The following is a 16862-nucleotide window of genomic DNA, read 5'->3' as shown; positions in this document are numbered from 1 at the left end:
TGTGCCGACGAGCCACGCCTGCGCGGTCGCCGAGCACGTCGTACGACCGGCCCGCGCGACCCGTGAACTGCCTCTGCTGGAAGACCGGTTGTCGCCGCCACTCGCGCGCCCACCCTGCCGTGCGGCCGAGGTCGGCATTGCACGGAGGCCGGATAGACCCGGCGCTCACGGGTGGGCGGGGGCTCGGGAGCAGCCAGTGCCAGGCGGCTGTCCGGATTACGCCGCCTTCGCCTTCGTTGCGTACATGTCGACGTACTCCTGGCCCGACAGCCGCATGACCTCGCTCATCACGGAGTCGGTGACCGCGCGCAGGACGTAGCGGTCGCGGTCCATGCCGTCGTACCGGGAGAACTCCATGGCCTCGCCGAACCGGACGGTCACCTTGGAGGGCCGGGGCATGCCCGCGCCCCCCGGCTGGATCTTGTCCGTGCCGATCATGGCGAAGGGGACCACCGGCGCCCCGGTCATCAGCGTCAGCCGGGCGATGCCCGTGCGCCCCCGGTACAGCCGTCCGTCGGGGGACCGCGTGCCCTCGGGGTAGATGCCGAAGACGCGGCCCTCCTCCAGGATCCGGCGCCCGGTCATCAGCGCCGCGACCCCGCCCTTGCCGCCGTCGCGGTCGACCGGGATCATGCCGACGCCGGTGAAGAACCAGGCCATCAGCCGGCCCTTGAGACCCTTGCCGGTGACGTACTCGTCCTTGCCGATGAAGAAGACCTGACGGTCGCAGACCAGCGGCAGGATCATCGAGTCGATGAAGGTCAGGTGGTTGCCGGCCAGGATGACGGGGCCGTCGCCCGGAATGTTCTCCACGCCCTCCACCTGTGGGCGGAACATCAGGCGCATGATCGGTCCGAGCACTGCCTTGATGAGCGCGAAGCGGGACAACGGGCCCTCCGGTGTCGAGAGAAACGGCGAGCGGATCTCTGCGGATTCGATATGAGTCTGTGCAGGTGAGGACGATACTCGCGGTTCCGGGGGTCGCGCACATCGGGTTCACCGAGGTATTACGCACTGTTGACGCGGGTTTACCTGCGGTGGTGTCCCGTTGCCCCCCGGTAATCCGCACGGAACGGTGTGACGGACATCGCCCCCACGCCGCCCCCTGCGTCTACCCCGAGGCATGCGCCCGAAGCCGACGGGCCGTCAGAACTCTGCCCCCATACGCCATCGGGCGTCACCCCCCTGTTCGGCCGGGGGTCTCCCGCCGGTCATGTCCACGCACCTACGATCGGCCCGCAATCAGCAGGCGACGGCAGGAGGGCGCTCATGGGAACGCAGGAGTCGGACGAGCAGGCGCGCGGCACCGGACGGCGGGCACTGCTCGGGGCGGCCGTGCTCGGCGCGGGCGGAGCGGTCCTCGGGCTGTCCGGTACGGCGAGAGCGGCCGGCCCGGGCCACGCGGGCGGCGGTGTGAAGGGCCTGCCCCGGCCCACGATCATCGGCCACCGGGGCGCCAGCGGCTACCGCCCCGAGCACACCCTCGCCGCCTACCAGCTCGCCCTCGACATGGGCGCCGACATCGTCGAGGCCGGCGACCTGGTGCCCACCAAGGACGGCCACCTCGTCTGCCGGCACGAGCCGGAGATCGGCGGCACCACGGACGTCGCCGACCACCCCGAGTTCGCCGACCGCAAGGTCACCAAGGTGCTCGACGGAGTCTCCGTCACCGGCTGGTTCACCGAGGACTTCACGCTCGCCGAGCTCAAGACGCTGCGCGCGATCGAGCGCATCCCCGCCAACCGCCCGCACAACACCCTGTACAACGGCCGCTGGGAGATCCCCACCTTCGAAGAGGTGCTGCGGTGGCAGACGGAGCAGACCCGCAGGCGCGGCAAGCAGGTCTGGATCTACCCCGAGCTCAAGCACCCCACCTACTTCCGCAAGCTGGGCCTCGGCCTGGAGGAGCGGATCGCCAAGGTGCTGCGCAAGTACGGCAGGCACAAGTGGAACTCGCCGGTCATCGTGCAGTCGTTCGAGCCGACCAGTATCCAGCGCCTGAACAAGCTCATCGACAACCCGCTGGTGGTGCTGCTGTCCGGCGCGGACACCCGCCCCTACGACTTCGTGGAGACCGGCGACCCGCGCACCGTCGCCGACCTCGTCAAACCGGCCGGCCTGCGCGAGATCGCCTCCTACGCCCAGGGCATCGGCCCGACCCTCGACCTGGTCATCCCCAAGGACGCGAGCGGCAACCTCACCACGCCCACCACGCTCGTGCGCGACGCGCACAGGGTCGGCCTGATCCTGCACCCGTGGACCCTGCGCAACGAGAACCCCTTCCTGCCGGCGGACTTCCGCAAGGGCACGGCCCCGGACGCCTACGGCGATGTCTTCGGCGCCTACCGGACGTACTTCGCGACCGGCATCGACGGCGTCTTCACCGACCAGCCGGACACCGGCGTACTGGCCCGCGAGGACTTCGTCAACGGCTGAGCCCCGTGCCCCGATTGGGGTGACATCCGGCCGCCCGGGCAACCCGCCGCCCGGGCGGCCACGTCGTGCCGCGTATGACACCCGACCTGGTCACGGCCCTGCGCCCGCTGCTCACCGCCGAGGCCTCCGCGGAGGCACACGCCTCCGGAACCGAGCCCGGCGACCTGGAGCAGGCCGTCTGGCTCCGCCTCCTGGAACTCCTCGACGCCCAGGGCCCGCCCCGCGACCCCCAGCGCTGGCTGCGCTCGGCCGTCCGCTCCGAGGCCCGCCGCACCCGCCGTACGACCCGCCTCGAACGGCCGTACGACAACGAACCCGCGGACGCGGCCGACCGCGGCCCTGAAGCCCTCGCCCTCACCGCCGCCCGCCACCGCGCCCTGCGGGACGCCGTGCACAGGCTCCCCGGCCGTTGCTCCCGCCTCATGGAAGCCCTGTTGTCCCCACAGGACCCGACATACCGGGAGATCGCGGGGGAGTTGGGTATCTCACAGGGAAGTCTTGGCCCGGAACGTTCCAGATGCCTGGGTTGTCTGCGCCGATTGCTCGCACCGGAGGTTGCGGTCGGCGGGCCGCGGGGATAGGAGTGAGGGACAACAGGTGATCAGGTGAGCGGGAGGCGTGCGCACATGGGCATGAGCGTGACCATCTCTGCGGCGGCCGAGCAGGACGCGGAGCAGATCTTCAAGCTGCAGTACCTGTGCTTCCAGAGCGAGGCGGCGCTGTACGGCAACTACCGCATCGATCCCCTCGTCCAGACCCTGGACTCCCTGCGCGAGGAGGTCGCCCGGGACTGCGTCTTCGTCGCACGGCTCGGCGACGAAGTGGTCGGCTCGGTCCGCGGCTCGGTCACCGAGGACGGCGCCGCCGCCATCGGCAAGCTCTGCGTCCACCCCCGCCTCCAGGGCCACGGCATCGGCGCCCGGCTGCTGCGCGCCGCCGAGTCCGCCCTCGTCGAACAGCACGGCGCCAAGAGCTTCCGCCTCCACACCGGCCACCGCAGCGAGGGCAACCTGCGCCTCTACCGCAAGGTCGGCTACCGCACCGTCGGCACCTCCGAGGGTACGGACGGAGTACCGATGATCGTCCTGGAGAAGCCGGCGGGGACGTACGCGGCAACGGCGTGACGAAAACGCCCGAAGGGGCGCGGGGCTGTGTCGATGTGCGGCTCCGCCGCGTGGGCGCGATCGACCACGCGCGGACCCGCGCCCGCCGACGGTGATCAGCCAGGCTGCTCGCTGCGCGGCTTCCGCAGCCAGTAGACGGCCGACAGCGGCAGCAGCACCGGGATGAAGAGGTACCCCATCCCGTAGTCCGACCACACGGTCGCGTCGGGGAACGCCGACGGCTCCACCAGCGTCCACGTACCGACCGCCAGCACGCCCAGCAACTCCGCGGCGCAGCAGTACAACGCCGCCTTGCGAGCCGTCTCGCCGCCCCGCACCAGCGAGTACGTGATGAACCCGTACACGAGCCCGGCCACCGCCGACAGCGTGTAGGCCAGCGGCGCCTTGTCGAACTCCGTGGAGATCTGCACCGCCGACCGCGACACCGCGCCGACGACCATCACGCCGTAGAGCCAGACGAGCAGCATGCCGGGGCCGCCGATCAGCCGCTGCTTCGGCTGCTCCTGCGTCGCGGCCATTTCAGCCTCCCCAGATGTCATAGAGCCGCACCTCCAGCACGGCGAGCACCACACCGCCGGCCGCGACCGTGAGGGAACCCCACTTCGTCCGCTCGGCCAGCGACATGAACCCCGCCGCCGGAATGCAGGCGAACGCGCCCAGCAGATACCCGACGAAGATCGTCGTCCCCTGCTCCGGATCCTCGCCCCGCGCCAGGAGCACGATCCCGACCACCAGCTGGACCAGCGCCAGCACGGTCACCACGGCCATTCCGATGAAGTGCCAGTCCTTCGTCGGCTGGTCACGGTAGGCGGCCCAGCCGCACCAGGCGGCGAGCAGAAGTGCGGCGACGCCGGTCACGAGCGTCAGGGCGGCAAGCATGCGGTGAGCCTATTACGGGCCAAAAGCCCTGCCGCGGCCACCCCCGGCGGGCACCGTAGGGTCTAGACCATGCAGATCCACGCCGAAGCCCTCCTGTTCGACAACGACGGCACGCTCGTCTCCTCCCTCGCCTCCGTCGACCGCTGCTGGACGCGGTGGGCGGGGGAGTACGGGATCACCCCCGACGCGTTCGCGCGCGTCGGGCTGCACGGTCGGCCGGCCGCCGAGATAGCCGCCGACCTGCTGCCCGCCGCCATCGTGCCGGAGGCCGTCGCGCGGATCGAGGAGCTGGAGGTCGAGGACGTGCCCAACGGGGGAGTGGAACTGCTGCCCGGCACCGAGGACTTCCTCGGCGCGCTCCCCGCCGAGCTGTGGGCCGTGGTCACCTCCGCCACCCGGCGCCTGGCCGAGGCCCGCCTCGACGCCGTCGGCATCCGGCCCAAGACCCTGATCACCGCCGACGACATCACGCGCGGCAAGCCCGACCCCGAGCCGTACCTGCTCGCCGCCCGTGAGCTGGGCGTCGACCCCGCCCGCTGCGTCGTCTTCGAGGACGCCCCCGCCGGACTCCGGGCCGGCCGCGCCGCCGGGATGACCACCGTGGCGTTGACCACAACCCACCAGCCCCACGAACTGGACGCCGACCTGGTGGTCAAGGACCTGTCCGCCTTGTCCGCCCTGGTCACCGGCCGGGGCCTGGAGATCTCCGTCCGGGGCTGACCGTCCGTCCCCCGCTGTCCACCGCTGTCCGCAATGCGGACAGCGGTTCCGGGTCGACCGCACCTGTCTGCTTTACTGATCGCATGACCACGACGAGCAACCGCATTCCTGCGACCGAGGCGACCATGACGCCCGGTGCTCGTTGTATGTGTCGAATGTGCGCCTTCTAGAGGGCCCCTGCACCACCCCCGAGCCTCGCGCCCCGAAGCGAGCCGCCGCGGCATGTCCGTACGCCTTCTGCCGTACGTGACCGATCTGCCCCGCGCACACCTTCCTCCCGTACCAGGGCACACCCACGCCCGCGTACTCGACAGTGACGGAAACCCCAGTGATCACCACATCGGGCCTGACGAAGGTCTATCGGGCCAACCGCTCGCGCGGTCGTGAGGTCACCGCCCTCGACGGCGTCGACCTGCACGTCCGCGAAGGCGAGGTGTACGGCGTCATCGGCCAGTCCGGCGCCGGCAAGTCCTCGCTCATCCGCTGCGTCAACCTCCTGGAGCGCCCCACCGCCGGCACGGTCACCGTCGACGGTCAGGACCTCACCGCGCTCGCCGGCCGCGGACCGCGCGCCGGCAAGGAGCTGCGGCAGGCGCGCAGCCGTATCGGCATGGTCTTCCAGCACTTCAACCTGCTGTCCTCACGGACCGTGCAGGACAACGTCGAACTGCCGCTGGAGATCCTCGGCAAGTCGGGGAAGGAGCGGTCTCGCAAGGCCCTCGAACTCCTCGACCTCGTCGGGCTCGCCGACAAGGCGCACGCCTACCCGGCCCAGCTCTCCGGTGGCCAGAAGCAGCGCGTCGGCATCGCCCGCGCCCTGGCCGGCGACCCCAAGGTGCTGCTCTCCGACGAGGCCACCAGCGCCCTCGACCCGGAGACCACCCGCTCCATCCTCCAGTTGCTGCGCGACCTGAACCGGCAGCTGGGCCTGACGGTCCTGCTCATCACGCACGAGATGGACGTCGTGAAGTCGGTCTGCGACTCCGCCGCCCTGATGGACCGGGGCCGCATCGTCGAGTCCGGCACGGTCAGCGAACTGCTCGCGACCCCGGGCTCCGAGCTGGCCTCGGCGCTCTTCCCGGTCGGGGGCGAGGCCACGGGCGCCGACCGCACCGTCCTCGACGTCACCTTCCACGGCGAGAGCGCGACCCAGCCGGTCATCTCCCAGCTCTCGCGCACCTACAACATCGACATATCGATCCTCGGCGCCGCCATCGACACCGTCGGCGGCCTCCAGGTCGGCCGCATGCGCATCGAACTGCCCGGCCGCTACGAGGACAACGTCGTCCCCATCGGCTTCCTGCGCGAACAGGGCCTGCAGATCGACATCCTGGGCCAGGAGCCCGTTCTGGTGAAGGAAGGGGCCCAGCTGTGACCTGGTCCGAGATGCAGCCGCTGCTGGAGCAGGCCTGTTGGGACACGCTGTACATGGTCGGCTGGTCCACCGTGATCGCCGTCGTCGGCGGACTTCCGCTCGGCATCCTCCTGGTCCTCACCGACCGGGGCGGACTGCTCCAGAACGTCGTGGCCAACAAGGCCATCGGGCAGGTCGTGAACGTCGCCCGCTCGCTGCCCTTCATCATCCTGATGGTCGCCCTGATGGGCTTCACCCGCTCCCTCACCGGGACGACCATCGGCCGCGAGGCCGCCATCGTGCCGCTCGCCGTCGGCGCCATCCCGTTCTTCGCGCGTCTGGTCGAGACGGCTGTCCGCGAAGTGGACGGAGGTCTCGTCGAGGCCGTGCAGTCGATGGGCGGCAACACCTGGACGGTCGTCCGCAAGGTCCTCGTGCCCGAGTCGCTGCCCTCGCTGATCGCCGGCACCACCACCACGATCGTCGCCCTCATCGGCTACTCGGCGATGGCCGGCACGGTCGGCGCCGGCGGCCTCGGCGACATCGCCATCCGCTACGGCTACCAGCGCTTCGAGACCGAACTGATGTGGATCACCGTGGCGATCCTCGCCGTGGTCATCTCCCTCATCCAGTTCGCCGGGGACTACGCGGCCCGCTCCCTGCACCGCCGCGGCGGCCGCTCCGGCCCCATCCCGAAGCTCAGGCTGCTGAAGACCGCACCGGCCAACAGCAAGACCTTCTGAGGCTTCCCCAGAACTCCCCGTCCACCCACGACGGGGTCGCACCACCCCTTCAGGAAAGGCACTTTTCGTGCGTAACACCGCCAAGATCACCACCGCCGTCCTCGCCGCCGGAGCCCTCACCCTCGGGCTCACCGCCTGCGGCTCCGACAGCGACTCCGCCGCCTCCGACACCAGCGGACCGCTGGTCGTCGCCGCGAGCCCCGTCCCGCACGCCGAGATCCTCACCTTCGTCAAGGACAACCTCGCGAAGAAGGCGGGCCTCGACCTGGAGGTCAGGGAGTTCACCGACTACGTGACCCCGAACACGGCCACGGAGGACGGCTCCGTCGGCGCCAACTACTTCCAGAACCAGCCGTACCTCGACGACTTCAACAAGAAGAACGGCACCCACATCGTGCCTGTCGTCACGGTCCACCTGGAGCCGCTCGGCCTGTACTCCCACAAGGTCAAGAGCGCCGACGACCTCAAGAGCGGCGCCACCGTCGCCGTCCCCAACGACAGCGTCAACGAGGCCCGTGCCCTCAAGCTCCTCGACGCGAACGGCATCATCACGCTGAAGGACGGCGTGGGCAACGACGCGACCCCGGCCGACATCGCCGAGAACCCCAAGAACCTCAAGTTCAAGGAGCTGGAGGCGGCCCAGACCCCGCGCTCCCTGGACGACGTGGACGCCGCGGTCGTCAACGGCAACTACGCCATCGAGGCCGACCTCAAGCCCGCCGACGACGCCCTCGTCCTGGAGTCCGCCAAGGACAACCCCTACGGCAACTTCCTCGCCGTCAAGGAAGGCAGCGAGGACGACCCGCGCGTGAAGAAGCTCGCCGAACTGCTGACCTCCGACGAGGTCAGGAAGTTCATCGAGGACACCTACGACGGATCCGTCATCGCGTCCTTCTGACAGCTCAGCACACCACAGGGCCCACGCCGGGCTGCCCCGGCCGGGCCCTGTGGTGCGGTTCGGTGCCGACATGCTGCATGCTGGGCAGTTCAGCAGGCCCTGACGGTTTTTCCGAAGGTTACGGAGCGGCGCATGACGAGCACCTTCCCCAACATCTCCATCAGCACGGAGCGGTTGGTGCTGCGGCCCCTCGACGAGGACGACGTGCCCGCCCTGACCGAGATGATGAACGACGAACAGGTCGCCGCCTGGACCCACGTCCCGCAGCCCTTCAGCGAGGACGGCGCGCGCCACTGGATCTCCGAGTACGCCCCCGCCGAACGCGAGTCGGGCCGCGGACTCGACCTCGCCGTCACCGAGTTCCTCACCCAGCGTCTGGTCGGCATCGTCCAACTGACCAAGACCAACTGGCACATCCGCTCCACCGAACTGTCGTACATCATCGCCCCCTGGGCCCGCGGCGAGGGCTACGCCTCCGAGGCCGCCCTCGCCACCGCCCACTGGCTCTTCGGCGACCAGAAGTTCGAGCGCATCGAGCTGCGCACGGCCGCCGACAACACCGCCTCCCAGCAGGTCGCCCAGAAGATCGGCTGCATCAGCGAGGGCGTCCTGCGCAACGCCTGCATAGCGCGCGTCAGCACCGAGGACGGCACCTGGGCCGACGTCCGCACCGACTTCATCGTCTGGAGCCTGCTGCCCGAGGACCTGGAGGGCACCGGCGAGCAACTCGCCGACTCCGGTGGTTTCACCTCCTACGGCGACTGGAACTGAACCCTCGGGCGACGGCACGCCCGCCGCCGCCACCAGGTACCCTCACCGAACCCACCCCTGACGACCTGCGCAAACCCCTGGAGACTGACGACGATGGCCGACCGGGTCACGGTGATCGGCTGGGACGGCTCGCCGCTGACCGCCGCGGCACGCTCCGCCCTCGGCGCCGCCACGCTCGTGGCAGGTGCCGCACACCACCTGGCGCTGCCCGAGGTACCGCCGGCCGCCGAGCGCATCCGGCTCGGCAGCGTCTCCCTCGCCGCCCGCCGCATCGCCGGCCACCGCGGCACCGCGGTCGTCGTCGCGGACGGCGACCCCGGCTTCTTCGGTGTCGTACGGACCCTGCGCGCACCCGAGTTCGGCCTGGAGGTCGAGGTCGTCCCCGCCGTCTCCTCGGTCGCCGCCGCCTTCGCCCGCGCCGGGATGCCCTGGGACGACGCCCAAGTGGTCGTCGCGCACCGGCGCACCCTGCGACGCGCGGTGAACGTGTGCCGCGCCCACACCAAGGTCGCCGTCCTCACCTCGCCCGGCGCCGGCCCCGCCGAACTCGGTCTGCTGCTGGAAGGCGTCCACCGCACCTTCGTCATCTGCGAGGAACTCGGCACCGAACGCGAGCAGGTCACGGTCGTCACCTCGGACAAGGCCGCCGACCACACCTGGCGCGACCCCAACGTCGTCATCGCCATCGGCGGCCCGGTCGGCGCCGGGGACAGCGGCGGCTGGCTCGCCGGACGCGACCCCGGCGCGGGCCCGCGCGGCTGGACCCAGCCTGCCGAGGCCTACGGCGGCGTCCTGGGCGAGGGCGAGACGGACGTCCTGCGCGCGGCCCAACTGGCCCGGCTCGGACCCCGCGTCGGCGACCTCGTGTGGGACATCGGCTGCGGCAGCGGCGCCTTCGCCGTCGAGGCCGCGCGGGCCGGCGCCGCCGTCATCGCCGTCGACCACGACCCCGAGGCCTGCGCCCGCACCGAGGCCGCCGCCCGCCGCTTCGGCGTCCAGCTCCAGATCGTCCACGGCTCCGCCCCGCACGTGCTGGAGAACCTGCCCGAGCCGGACGTCGTACGCGTCGGCGGCGGGGGAGCGGCGGTCGTCTCCGCGGTCGCCGACCGCCGCCCGCAGCGCATCGTCACGCACGCGGCCACCCGCGACGCGGCCGAACTCGTCGGCCGCGATCTGACCGAGCACGGCTACCGCGTCGAGTGCGCCCTCCTGCAGTCCGTCGAACTCGACACGCGGGCCTGGACGGAGACGGAGCGGAGCGTCGCGTTCCTGCTCAGCGGCCTGCTGCCGGACCGAACGGGCTGATGCGGATCCCGTCCCCGTGATCCTGTTGTCGTACCGCGCGCGGTAGGCTGGCCGATCGTTGTACCGCACTCGGTCGCCCGGCGCTTCGTCGGTCAATGTCCGGAAAACACGCCCGTTTTGGGGTGGGTGTGGTACGGCAGAACCGGAGGACGCGCAACGTGGCGCAGTCCACAGCGGGATCGTCGCGGATCAAGCTGTCGCGACGGGGCAACGGCCGCGACAATGCCAGTTAATGGCTTTGTCGTCTTTGTGGACGGGCCGTTCGTGCCGCTGGGCACGCACGCTCGTTCTTCACTACGGGGCGGTCGGTGCGCCGTTCCGGTGAGCTGGTCGTAGAAGCACTAACCGATGGGCGAGGGGTACGCATGACCGACACCGGCCAGGTCCCGGGCGAGGGACTGCCGGAGAACGCAGGCATGGTGGAGCAGCCGGGCGTCCCCGCGCACGGTGCGTACACCTACCTCTCCGAGACCACCGCCGAGGACGAAGACCTCCTGTTGCTGCCGGGCGCCCAGAGCGCATGGGGCAACGAGGTCGCCCCGCCGGCGCCGGAGCCGGTCGTCGAGGCCGTGCACGAGCCGGGCCCGCACGAGATGTCCGGCCGCGACAGCGGTTCGGTCGACCTCAACGGCGTCCGCCTGCCGGGGCCCGCCCCGGTCCCGCCGACCACACCCCGTCGGCCCCTGCACCTCGGCCCGCCGATCCCCGACGCCTCGGCCAGCCCGGTCCGCTCCCTCGCCGACCGCGGCGCCGTGGGCGCGCCCGTACGCCAGCCCGGCCCGCCGACGACCGGCCCCGAGTACCTCGACATCGCCCAGCCCGCCCCGCAGGGCGCGGCACCGTGGGGCGCCCCCGCCCCGGCGAGCCAGGAGGCGCAGGCTGCGGAAACGGTTGTTCCGCAGGCCCAGGCCGCGGCACGGGTGCAGACCGCGCCGGAGGCCGAGGCAGCGCCGGGAGCAGGTCCGCAGGTTCAGGTCGCCGAGCCGGCTGCCCCGGTCGAGGTCGCCGCTGAGGCCGCTCCGCAGGTCCAGGCTGCCTCTGAGGCGGCTGCCGCCGAGGCCGCTCCGCAGGCACAGGCCGTCGCCGAGGCCGTTTCGCAGGCCCAGCCCGGGGTGGAGGCCCAGGCCCAGGCTGTCGTGGAGGCTGGTCCGCAGGTTCATGCCGTGGCGGAGACTGCGGTGCAGGTCCAGCCCGGGGCGGAGGCTGCCGTGCAGGTCCAGGACATGGCGGGGGCTGCCCCGCAGGACCCGGCTGTCATGGAGGCCGCTCCGCAGGCCCAGGCTGTGGCAGAGGGCGTTGCACAGCCCGAGGCCGTCGCCGCCGAGGCCGTCCCGCAGCCCGCCGAAGGGCCGGAGGGCGAGTACGTCGCCCAGGACCCGTCGGGAGACACGGCCGCGGCCGTCGCCGAGCAGGCCGTGGAGAATGCCGCGCCGGTCGCCGGTGAGGCACCGACCGAGCCGCGGACGCCGGGTACCGAGCAGGCGATCGATGCCGGGACCGGCCGCGAGGGCGGACAGGCTCCCGAGTCCGTGCAGCCTGCCGATCCTGCGGCGGCTCCCGAGTCCGTGCGGGCTCCCGGTCCTGCGGCAGCTCCTGAGAGCGCGCAGGTGCCCGAGGCCGTAGCCGCCCCCGAGGCCGCCGCTCCCGACACCGTGCCCGCGCCCGAGGCCGCCGCCCCCGACACCGCGCAGGAGGCCGCCGCGCCCGAGGCCGCCGTGGTCAGCGTGACCGGGGCGGTCGAGGCCGCTCCCGAGACCGCGGCGCCGGGCGCCGTGCAGACGCCGGAAGCCCCCCAGGCGCCGGACGCGACCGCGGCAGACGCCGCGCAGGCCGCCGACGTGACGGGTCAGGCCGCCGACGCGACCGCGCAGGCCGCCGACGAAGCCGCCGCACCGGTCGCCGAGCCTGCCGCACCGGTCGCCGAAGCCGCCGCACCCGTCGCCGAGCCTGCCGTATCCGATGCGGACCAGTCGGCCGAGGCCCCCGCACCGACCGCCACCGAGGCCCCCGCGCCCGACGCCGCTCAGGTAGCGGAGCCCGTCGCGCCCGAGGCCGACGAGACCACCGAAGCGCAGATCACGGAGCCGGCCGTTCCGGCCCCCGCCCAGACCGTCGAACCCAGCACCCCCGAATTCGCCCAGGCCGCCGAGGCCCCGGCCGCCGAGGCCCCGTCCCCCGAGGCGGCAGCCCCCGCCACCCCGGTCCCCGGGGCACCCGAAGCCGTCCCCTTCCCGGCCGCCGTCGACCCGACGCAGGCACCCGAGCCCGGGACCCCCGCCCAGCTCCCCACCGACGACGCCGCCGCGCCCGTAGCCGCCGAGGAAGCCGCGCCCGAACCGTCGCGGCCCGCCGAGGCCCCCGCCGCCGACGCGCAGCAGCCGCAGCCCTACCTCGCCGAACCCGCCGGCCCCCAGGTGCAGCCGCTGGGGCAGTTCGTCCCCGTGGAGGGCTCGGTGCCCACCACCCCGCACCTCGCGCCGACCCCGCCCCAGCCGCTCGTCCTCCCCGCGGAGGGCGACCCGACGGTCCCGGCGCCTCGCGAGGGCGACCCCGACCTCGTACAGAACGCGGAGGACCTGGACACAAGGGCCGCCGACCAGGAAGAGAGCACGGCCCCCGTGGCAGAAGCACGACAGTCCACCGGCCCGGCCGCGCCCGCCTACGACGACGCCGAGCGCGAGGCCGTCCTGAAGGTCATGCGCGAACGCCGCGACATCCGCAACGGCTTCCGCAGCGACCCGATCCCGCACGAGGTGCTGCTCCGCGTCCTGGAGGCCGCCCACACCGCCCCGTCCGTCGGCCACTCGCAGCCCTGGGACTTCGTCGTCATCCGCTCCGCCGACACCCGCCGCGCCATGCACGAACTGGCGATGCGGCAGCGCGAGGCGTACGCGAAGTCGCTGCCCAAGGGCCGGGCGAAGCAGTTCAAGGAACTGAAGATCGAGGCCATCCTCGACACCCCGGTCAACATCGTCGTCACCGCCGACCCGACCCGCGGCGGCCGCCACACCCTCGGCCGCCACACGCAGCCGCAGATGGCGCCGTACTCCGCCGCCCTCGCGGTGGAGAACCTCTGGCTCGCCGCGCGCGCCGAGGGCCTCGGCGTCGGCTGGGTCAGCTTCTTCGACGAGCGCGAGATGGTCCGCTCCCTCGGCCTGCCCGAGCACCTGGAGGTCATCGCCTACCTGTGCGTCGGCTACGTCGACGAGTTCCCGGACGAGCCCGAGCTGATGCAGGCGGGCTGGTCCAAGCGCCGCCCGCTGTCCTGGGTGGTCCACGAGGAGACGTACGGCCGTCGCGCGCTGCCCGGCGAGGAGCCGCACGACCTGCTCGCCGAGACCGTCGCCCAGATCCGCCCGCTGGACGCCAAGGCGCTCGGCGAGGCCTGGGAGCGGCAGAAGCGCATGACCAAGCCGGCCGGCGCGCTCGGCATGCTGGAGATCATCTCCGCGCAGTTGTCCGGCCTGTCCCGCCAGTGCCCGCCGCCGATCCCGGAGCCCGCGGCCGTCGCGATCTTCGCCGGCGACCACGGCGTGCACGCCCAGGGCGTGACCCCCTGGCCGCAGGAGGTGACGGCCCAGATGGTCGCCAACTTCCTCGGCGGGGGAGCGGTCTGCAACGCCTTCGCCGGCCAGGTGGGCGCCGAGGTCTGCGTGGTGGACGTCGGCGTGGCGGCGGACCTCCCCGCGACCCCCGGCCTGCTGCCCCGCAAGGTCCGCGCGGGCACGTCCGACATGACCACCGGCGCCGCGATGACCCGCGAGGAGTGCAAGCAGGCCATCGAGGTCGGCATCGAGACGGCCCGCGACCTGGTGGCGGCGGGCAACAAGGCGCTGCTGACGGGCGAGATGGGCATCGCCAACACGACGGCCTCGGCGGCCCTGATCTCCGTCTTCACCGGCGCCGACCCGGCCGAGGTCACCGGCCGCGGCACCGGCATCAACGACGAGACCCTGGCCCGCAAGACCGAGGTCGTGCGCCGCGCCCTGGAACTCCACCAGCCGGACCCGGCCGACCCCATCGGCGTGCTCGCGGCGATCGGCGGCTTCGAGCACGCGGCGATGGTGGGCCTCCTGCTCGGCGGCGCCTCCCTGCGCACGCCGGTCATCCTCGACGGCGTCAGCGCCGGCGCCGCCGCCCTGGTCGCCCGCGCCATCGCCCCCGAGGTCCTCGCGGCCTGCATCGCGGGCCACCGCAGCGCGGAGCCGGGCCACGTCGCCGCGCTGAACAAGCTCGGTCTGCGCCCCCTGGTCGACCTCGACCTCCGCCTCGGCGAGGGCACCGGCGCCCTTCTGGCACTCCCGCTGGTCCAGAGCACGGCCCGCGCGATGCACGAGGTGGCGACGTTCGACTCGGCGGGCGTCACCGAGAAGTAGTCCCGGACCGGGGTGGGGTCTGCGCTCCTGCGTGCACCCCACCCCGGCCGTACGCTGAACCCATCCCTAAAATGCGCACGTCAGGGCTGCTCCAGCGCCGTAGCACCCATCGCAATGCCAGGACGAGGAGCCGCACCTCATGGCCGAACACCCCGCCTACCCCGTAGGCCTCCGCCTCACCGGCCGCAAGGTCGTCGTCCTCGGCGGCGGCCAGGTGGCCCAGCGCCGGCTCCCGGCCCTGATCGCGGCGGGCGCCGACATCGTCCTGGTGTCCCCCGAAGCCACCCCCTCCGTAGAGGCCATGGCGGACGCGGGCGAGATCACCTGGCACCGGCGCCGCTACGAGACCGGCGACCTCACGGACGCCTGGTACGCCCTGATCGCCACCAGCGACACGGAAGCCAACAACCGGGCCTCGGCCGAGGCGGAGGCGCACCGTGTCTGGTGCGTCCGCTCCGACGACGCCGACCTGGCCACCGCCTGGACCCCCGCCACCGGCCACAGCGAGGGCGTCACCGTCGCCGTGCTCACCACCAGCGCCCGCGGCCGCGACCCCCGCCACACCGCCGCCATCCGCGACGCGGTCGTCGAGGGCCTGCGCGACGGCACCCTCGTCGCCCCGCACCACCGCACCCGTACCGCCGGCGTCGCACTGGTCGGCGGCGGCCCCGGCGACCCGGACCTGATCACCGTGCGCGGCCGCCGCCTGCTCGCCGAGGCCGACGTCGTCATCGCCGACCGCCTCGGCCCCCGCGACCTGCTCGCCGAACTCCCGCCGCACGTCGAGGTCATCGACGCCGCGAAGATCCCCTACGGTCGTTTCATGGCCCAGGAGGCCATCAACAACGCGCTCGTCGAGCACGCCAAGCAGGGCAAGGCGGTCGTCCGGCTCAAGGGCGGCGACCCGTACGTCTTCGGCCGGGGCATGGAGGAGGCGCAGGCGCTCGTCGAGGCCGGCATCCCGTACACCGTCGTCCCCGGCATCTCCAGCTCCATCTCCGTGCCCGGCGCGGCCGGCATCCCGGTCACCCACCGCGGGGTCGCCCACGAGTTCACGGTCGTCAGCGGCCATGTCGCCCCCGACGACGAGCGCTCCCTGGTCGACTGGCCGGCCCTCGCCCGGCTCACCGGCACGCTCGTGATCCTCATGGGCGTCGACAAGATCGGCCGGATCGCCGAGACCCTGATCGCCCACGGCAAGTCCCCGGACACCCCGGTCGCCCTGGTCCAGGAGGGCACGACGGCCGCGCAGCGCCGGGTCGACGCCACCCTCGCGACGGTCGCCGAGACGGTCCGCACCGAGGACGTGAAGCCTCCCGCGGTCATCGTCATCGGGGAGGTCGTGAAGGTCGGCCCGGACACCTCGGCGTAACCCGAGGTAACACAACCACTCCCGAGCCGTTGGCACCGCACCCAGGACAAGGCAGTATCACTCTGTGGCCGATCTCATCACCGTCGAGGACCCCGACGACCCGCGCCTGCGTGACTACACGGGCCTGACCGACGTCGAACTGCGCCGTAAGCGCGAACCGGCCGAGGGCCTGTTCATCGCCGAGGGCGAGAAGGTCATCAGACGGGCCAAGGACGCCGGGTACGAGATGCGCTCGATGCTCCTGTCCGCGAAGTGGGTCGACGTCATGCGCGACGTGATCGACGAGCTCCCGGCCCCGGTCTACGCCGTCAGCCCGGAGCTCGCCGAGCAGGTCACCGGCTACCACGTGCACCGCGGCGCGCTCGCCTCCATGCAGCGCAAACCGCTGCCGACGGCCGACGAACTCCTGCAGACCACCCGCCGGGTCGTGATCATGGAGTCGGTCAACGACCACACCAACATCGGCGCGATCTTCCGCTCCGCGGCCGCCCTCGGCATGGACGCGGTCCTGCTCTCACCCGACTGCGCGGACCCCCTCTACCGCCGCAGCGTGAAGGTCTCGATGGGCGCGGTGTTCTCCGTCCCCTACGCCCGTCTCGACAGCTGGCCCAAGGGCCTGGAGTCGGTCCGCGAGGCCGGTTTCACCCTTCTCGCCCTCACCCCGGACGAGAAGGCCAAGTCCCTGGACGAGGTCGCCCCGCACCGGATGGACCGGGTGGCCCTGATGCTCGGCGCCGAGGGCGACGGCCTCTCCCGCCAGGCCCTGGTCGCCGCCGACGAATGGGTACGCATCCCCATGGCCCACGGCGTCGACTCCCTGAACGTGGGCGCGGCGGCCGCGGTCGCCTTCTACGCGGTGGCCACGGGCCGCCCCCAGCCGTAGC

Annotated in this window: 15 protein-coding genes; 12 read left to right on the top strand and 3 right to left on the bottom strand. The window is 72.4% G+C overall.

What is annotated here, in order from left to right:
- Nucleotides 1–216: 216 nt before the first annotated feature.
- Nucleotides 217–888, bottom strand: a complete 672-nt coding sequence (locus tag ICC28_RS04160; RefSeq protein ID WP_188286999.1) for a lysophospholipid acyltransferase family protein — start codon at nt 886–888, stop codon at nt 217–219.
- A 381-nt stretch (nt 889–1269) separates the two neighbouring features.
- Here ICC28_RS04160 and ICC28_RS04155 point away from each other — a divergent pair, with 381 nt between their 5' ends.
- From ICC28_RS04155 to ICC28_RS04145, 3 genes are all read left to right on the top strand, one after another.
- Nucleotides 1270–2436, top strand: a complete 1167-nt coding sequence (locus tag ICC28_RS04155) for a glycerophosphodiester phosphodiesterase (protein WP_188286998.1) — start codon at nt 1270–1272, stop codon at nt 2434–2436.
- Between the two features lie 74 nt (nt 2437–2510).
- The gene (locus tag ICC28_RS04150; protein WP_188286997.1) at nt 2511–3017 is read left to right on the top strand and encodes a sigma-70 family RNA polymerase sigma factor; all 507 of its coding nucleotides are present in this window, start codon (nt 2511–2513) and stop codon (nt 3015–3017) included.
- Nucleotides 3018–3062: 45 nt separating this feature from the next.
- Nucleotides 3063–3560, top strand: a complete 498-nt coding sequence (locus ICC28_RS04145; protein WP_188286996.1) for a GNAT family N-acetyltransferase — start codon at nt 3063–3065, stop codon at nt 3558–3560.
- 95 nt (nt 3561–3655) lie between these two features.
- On the opposite strand, the gene ICC28_RS04140 is transcribed toward ICC28_RS04145, so the two are convergent.
- Together ICC28_RS04140 and ICC28_RS04135 are read right to left on the bottom strand one after the other, a co-directional pair.
- A complete protein-coding gene (locus tag ICC28_RS04140; protein WP_188286995.1) occupies nt 3656–4078 on the bottom strand; it encodes a hypothetical protein in 423 nt (140 codons plus the stop codon).
- Nucleotide 4079: 1 nt separating this feature from the next.
- Entirely contained in the window at nt 4080–4439 is a 360-nt protein-coding gene (locus ICC28_RS04135) for a hypothetical protein (protein ID WP_188286994.1), read from the bottom strand.
- A 69-nt stretch (nt 4440–4508) separates the two neighbouring features.
- Between ICC28_RS04135 and ICC28_RS04130 the strand changes: the two genes are divergently transcribed.
- The 9 genes from ICC28_RS04130 to ICC28_RS04090 all read left to right on the top strand — a co-directional run bounded on the left by ICC28_RS04130 (nt 4509) and on the right by ICC28_RS04090 (nt 16861).
- A complete protein-coding gene (locus ICC28_RS04130) occupies nt 4509–5159 on the top strand; it encodes an HAD family hydrolase (RefSeq protein ID WP_188286993.1) in 651 nt (216 codons plus the stop codon).
- A 328-nt stretch (nt 5160–5487) separates the two neighbouring features.
- Nucleotides 5488–6534 carry a methionine ABC transporter ATP-binding protein gene (locus ICC28_RS04125; protein WP_188286992.1) on the top strand — a complete coding sequence of 349 codons (1047 nt, stop codon included), beginning with the start codon at nt 5488–5490 and terminating at the stop codon, nt 6532–6534.
- On the top strand, nt 6531–7256 hold the full coding sequence (locus ICC28_RS04120; protein ID WP_188286991.1) for a methionine ABC transporter permease: 726 nt from the start codon (nt 6531–6533) through the stop codon (nt 7254–7256). Before ICC28_RS04125 ends, ICC28_RS04120 begins: the two co-directional genes overlap by 4 nt.
- A 67-nt stretch (nt 7257–7323) precedes the next feature.
- Nucleotides 7324–8154, top strand: coding sequence for a MetQ/NlpA family ABC transporter substrate-binding protein (locus ICC28_RS04115; protein ID WP_188286990.1), 831 nt, complete (start codon nt 7324–7326; stop codon nt 8152–8154).
- A gap of 132 nt (nt 8155–8286) precedes the next feature.
- Nucleotides 8287–8925 (top strand): GNAT family N-acetyltransferase, encoded by a 639-nt coding sequence (locus tag ICC28_RS04110; RefSeq protein WP_188286989.1) that lies wholly within the window; start codon nt 8287–8289, stop codon nt 8923–8925.
- Between the two features lie 93 nt (nt 8926–9018).
- A complete protein-coding gene (cbiE, locus tag ICC28_RS04105) occupies nt 9019–10230 on the top strand; it encodes a precorrin-6y C5,15-methyltransferase (decarboxylating) subunit CbiE (protein WP_188286988.1) in 1212 nt (403 codons plus the stop codon).
- Nucleotides 10231–10595: 365 nt separating this feature from the next.
- On the top strand, nt 10596–14606 hold the full coding sequence (gene cobT, locus ICC28_RS04100) for a nicotinate-nucleotide--dimethylbenzimidazole phosphoribosyltransferase (protein ID WP_188286987.1): 4011 nt from the start codon (nt 10596–10598) through the stop codon (nt 14604–14606).
- 139 nt (nt 14607–14745) lie between these two features.
- Nucleotides 14746–15978 carry a uroporphyrinogen-III C-methyltransferase gene (cobA, locus tag ICC28_RS04095; protein WP_188286986.1) on the top strand — a complete coding sequence of 411 codons (1233 nt, stop codon included), beginning with the start codon at nt 14746–14748 and terminating at the stop codon, nt 15976–15978.
- Between the two features lie 64 nt (nt 15979–16042).
- Nucleotides 16043–16861, top strand: coding sequence for a TrmH family RNA methyltransferase (locus ICC28_RS04090; protein WP_188286985.1), 819 nt, complete (start codon nt 16043–16045; stop codon nt 16859–16861).
- Nucleotide 16862: the final 1 nt, after the last annotated feature.

This window comes from Streptomyces sp. TRM68416 (assembly GCF_014596915.1).
Taxonomy (GTDB): domain Bacteria; phylum Actinomycetota; class Actinomycetes; order Streptomycetales; family Streptomycetaceae; genus Streptomyces.
The sequence above is the reverse complement of the archived record's forward strand: the minus strand, read 5'-3'. Positions and strand labels throughout refer to the sequence as shown.

Coding starts and splice junctions, on each gene's coding strand:
- ICC28_RS04150 (WP_188286997.1), top strand. CDS start 2,511: ATGACACCCGACCTGGTCACGGCCCTGCGCCCGCTGCTCACCGCCGAG.
- ICC28_RS04155 (WP_188286998.1), top strand. CDS start 1,270: ATGGGAACGCAGGAGTCGGACGAGCAGGCGCGCGGCACCGGACGGCGG.
- cbiE (WP_188286988.1), top strand. CDS start 9,019: ATGGCCGACCGGGTCACGGTGATCGGCTGGGACGGCTCGCCGCTGACC.
- ICC28_RS04140 (WP_188286995.1), bottom strand. CDS start 4,078: ATGGCCGCGACGCAGGAGCAGCCGAAGCAGCGGCTGATCGGCGGCCCC.
- cobA (WP_188286986.1), top strand. CDS start 14,746: ATGGCCGAACACCCCGCCTACCCCGTAGGCCTCCGCCTCACCGGCCGC.
- ICC28_RS04110 (WP_188286989.1), top strand. CDS start 8,287: ATGACGAGCACCTTCCCCAACATCTCCATCAGCACGGAGCGGTTGGTG.
- ICC28_RS04130 (WP_188286993.1), top strand. CDS start 4,509: ATGCAGATCCACGCCGAAGCCCTCCTGTTCGACAACGACGGCACGCTC.
- cobT (WP_188286987.1), top strand. CDS start 10,596: ATGACCGACACCGGCCAGGTCCCGGGCGAGGGACTGCCGGAGAACGCA.
- ICC28_RS04145 (WP_188286996.1), top strand. CDS start 3,063: ATGGGCATGAGCGTGACCATCTCTGCGGCGGCCGAGCAGGACGCGGAG.
- ICC28_RS04135 (WP_188286994.1), bottom strand. CDS start 4,439: ATGCTTGCCGCCCTGACGCTCGTGACCGGCGTCGCCGCACTTCTGCTC.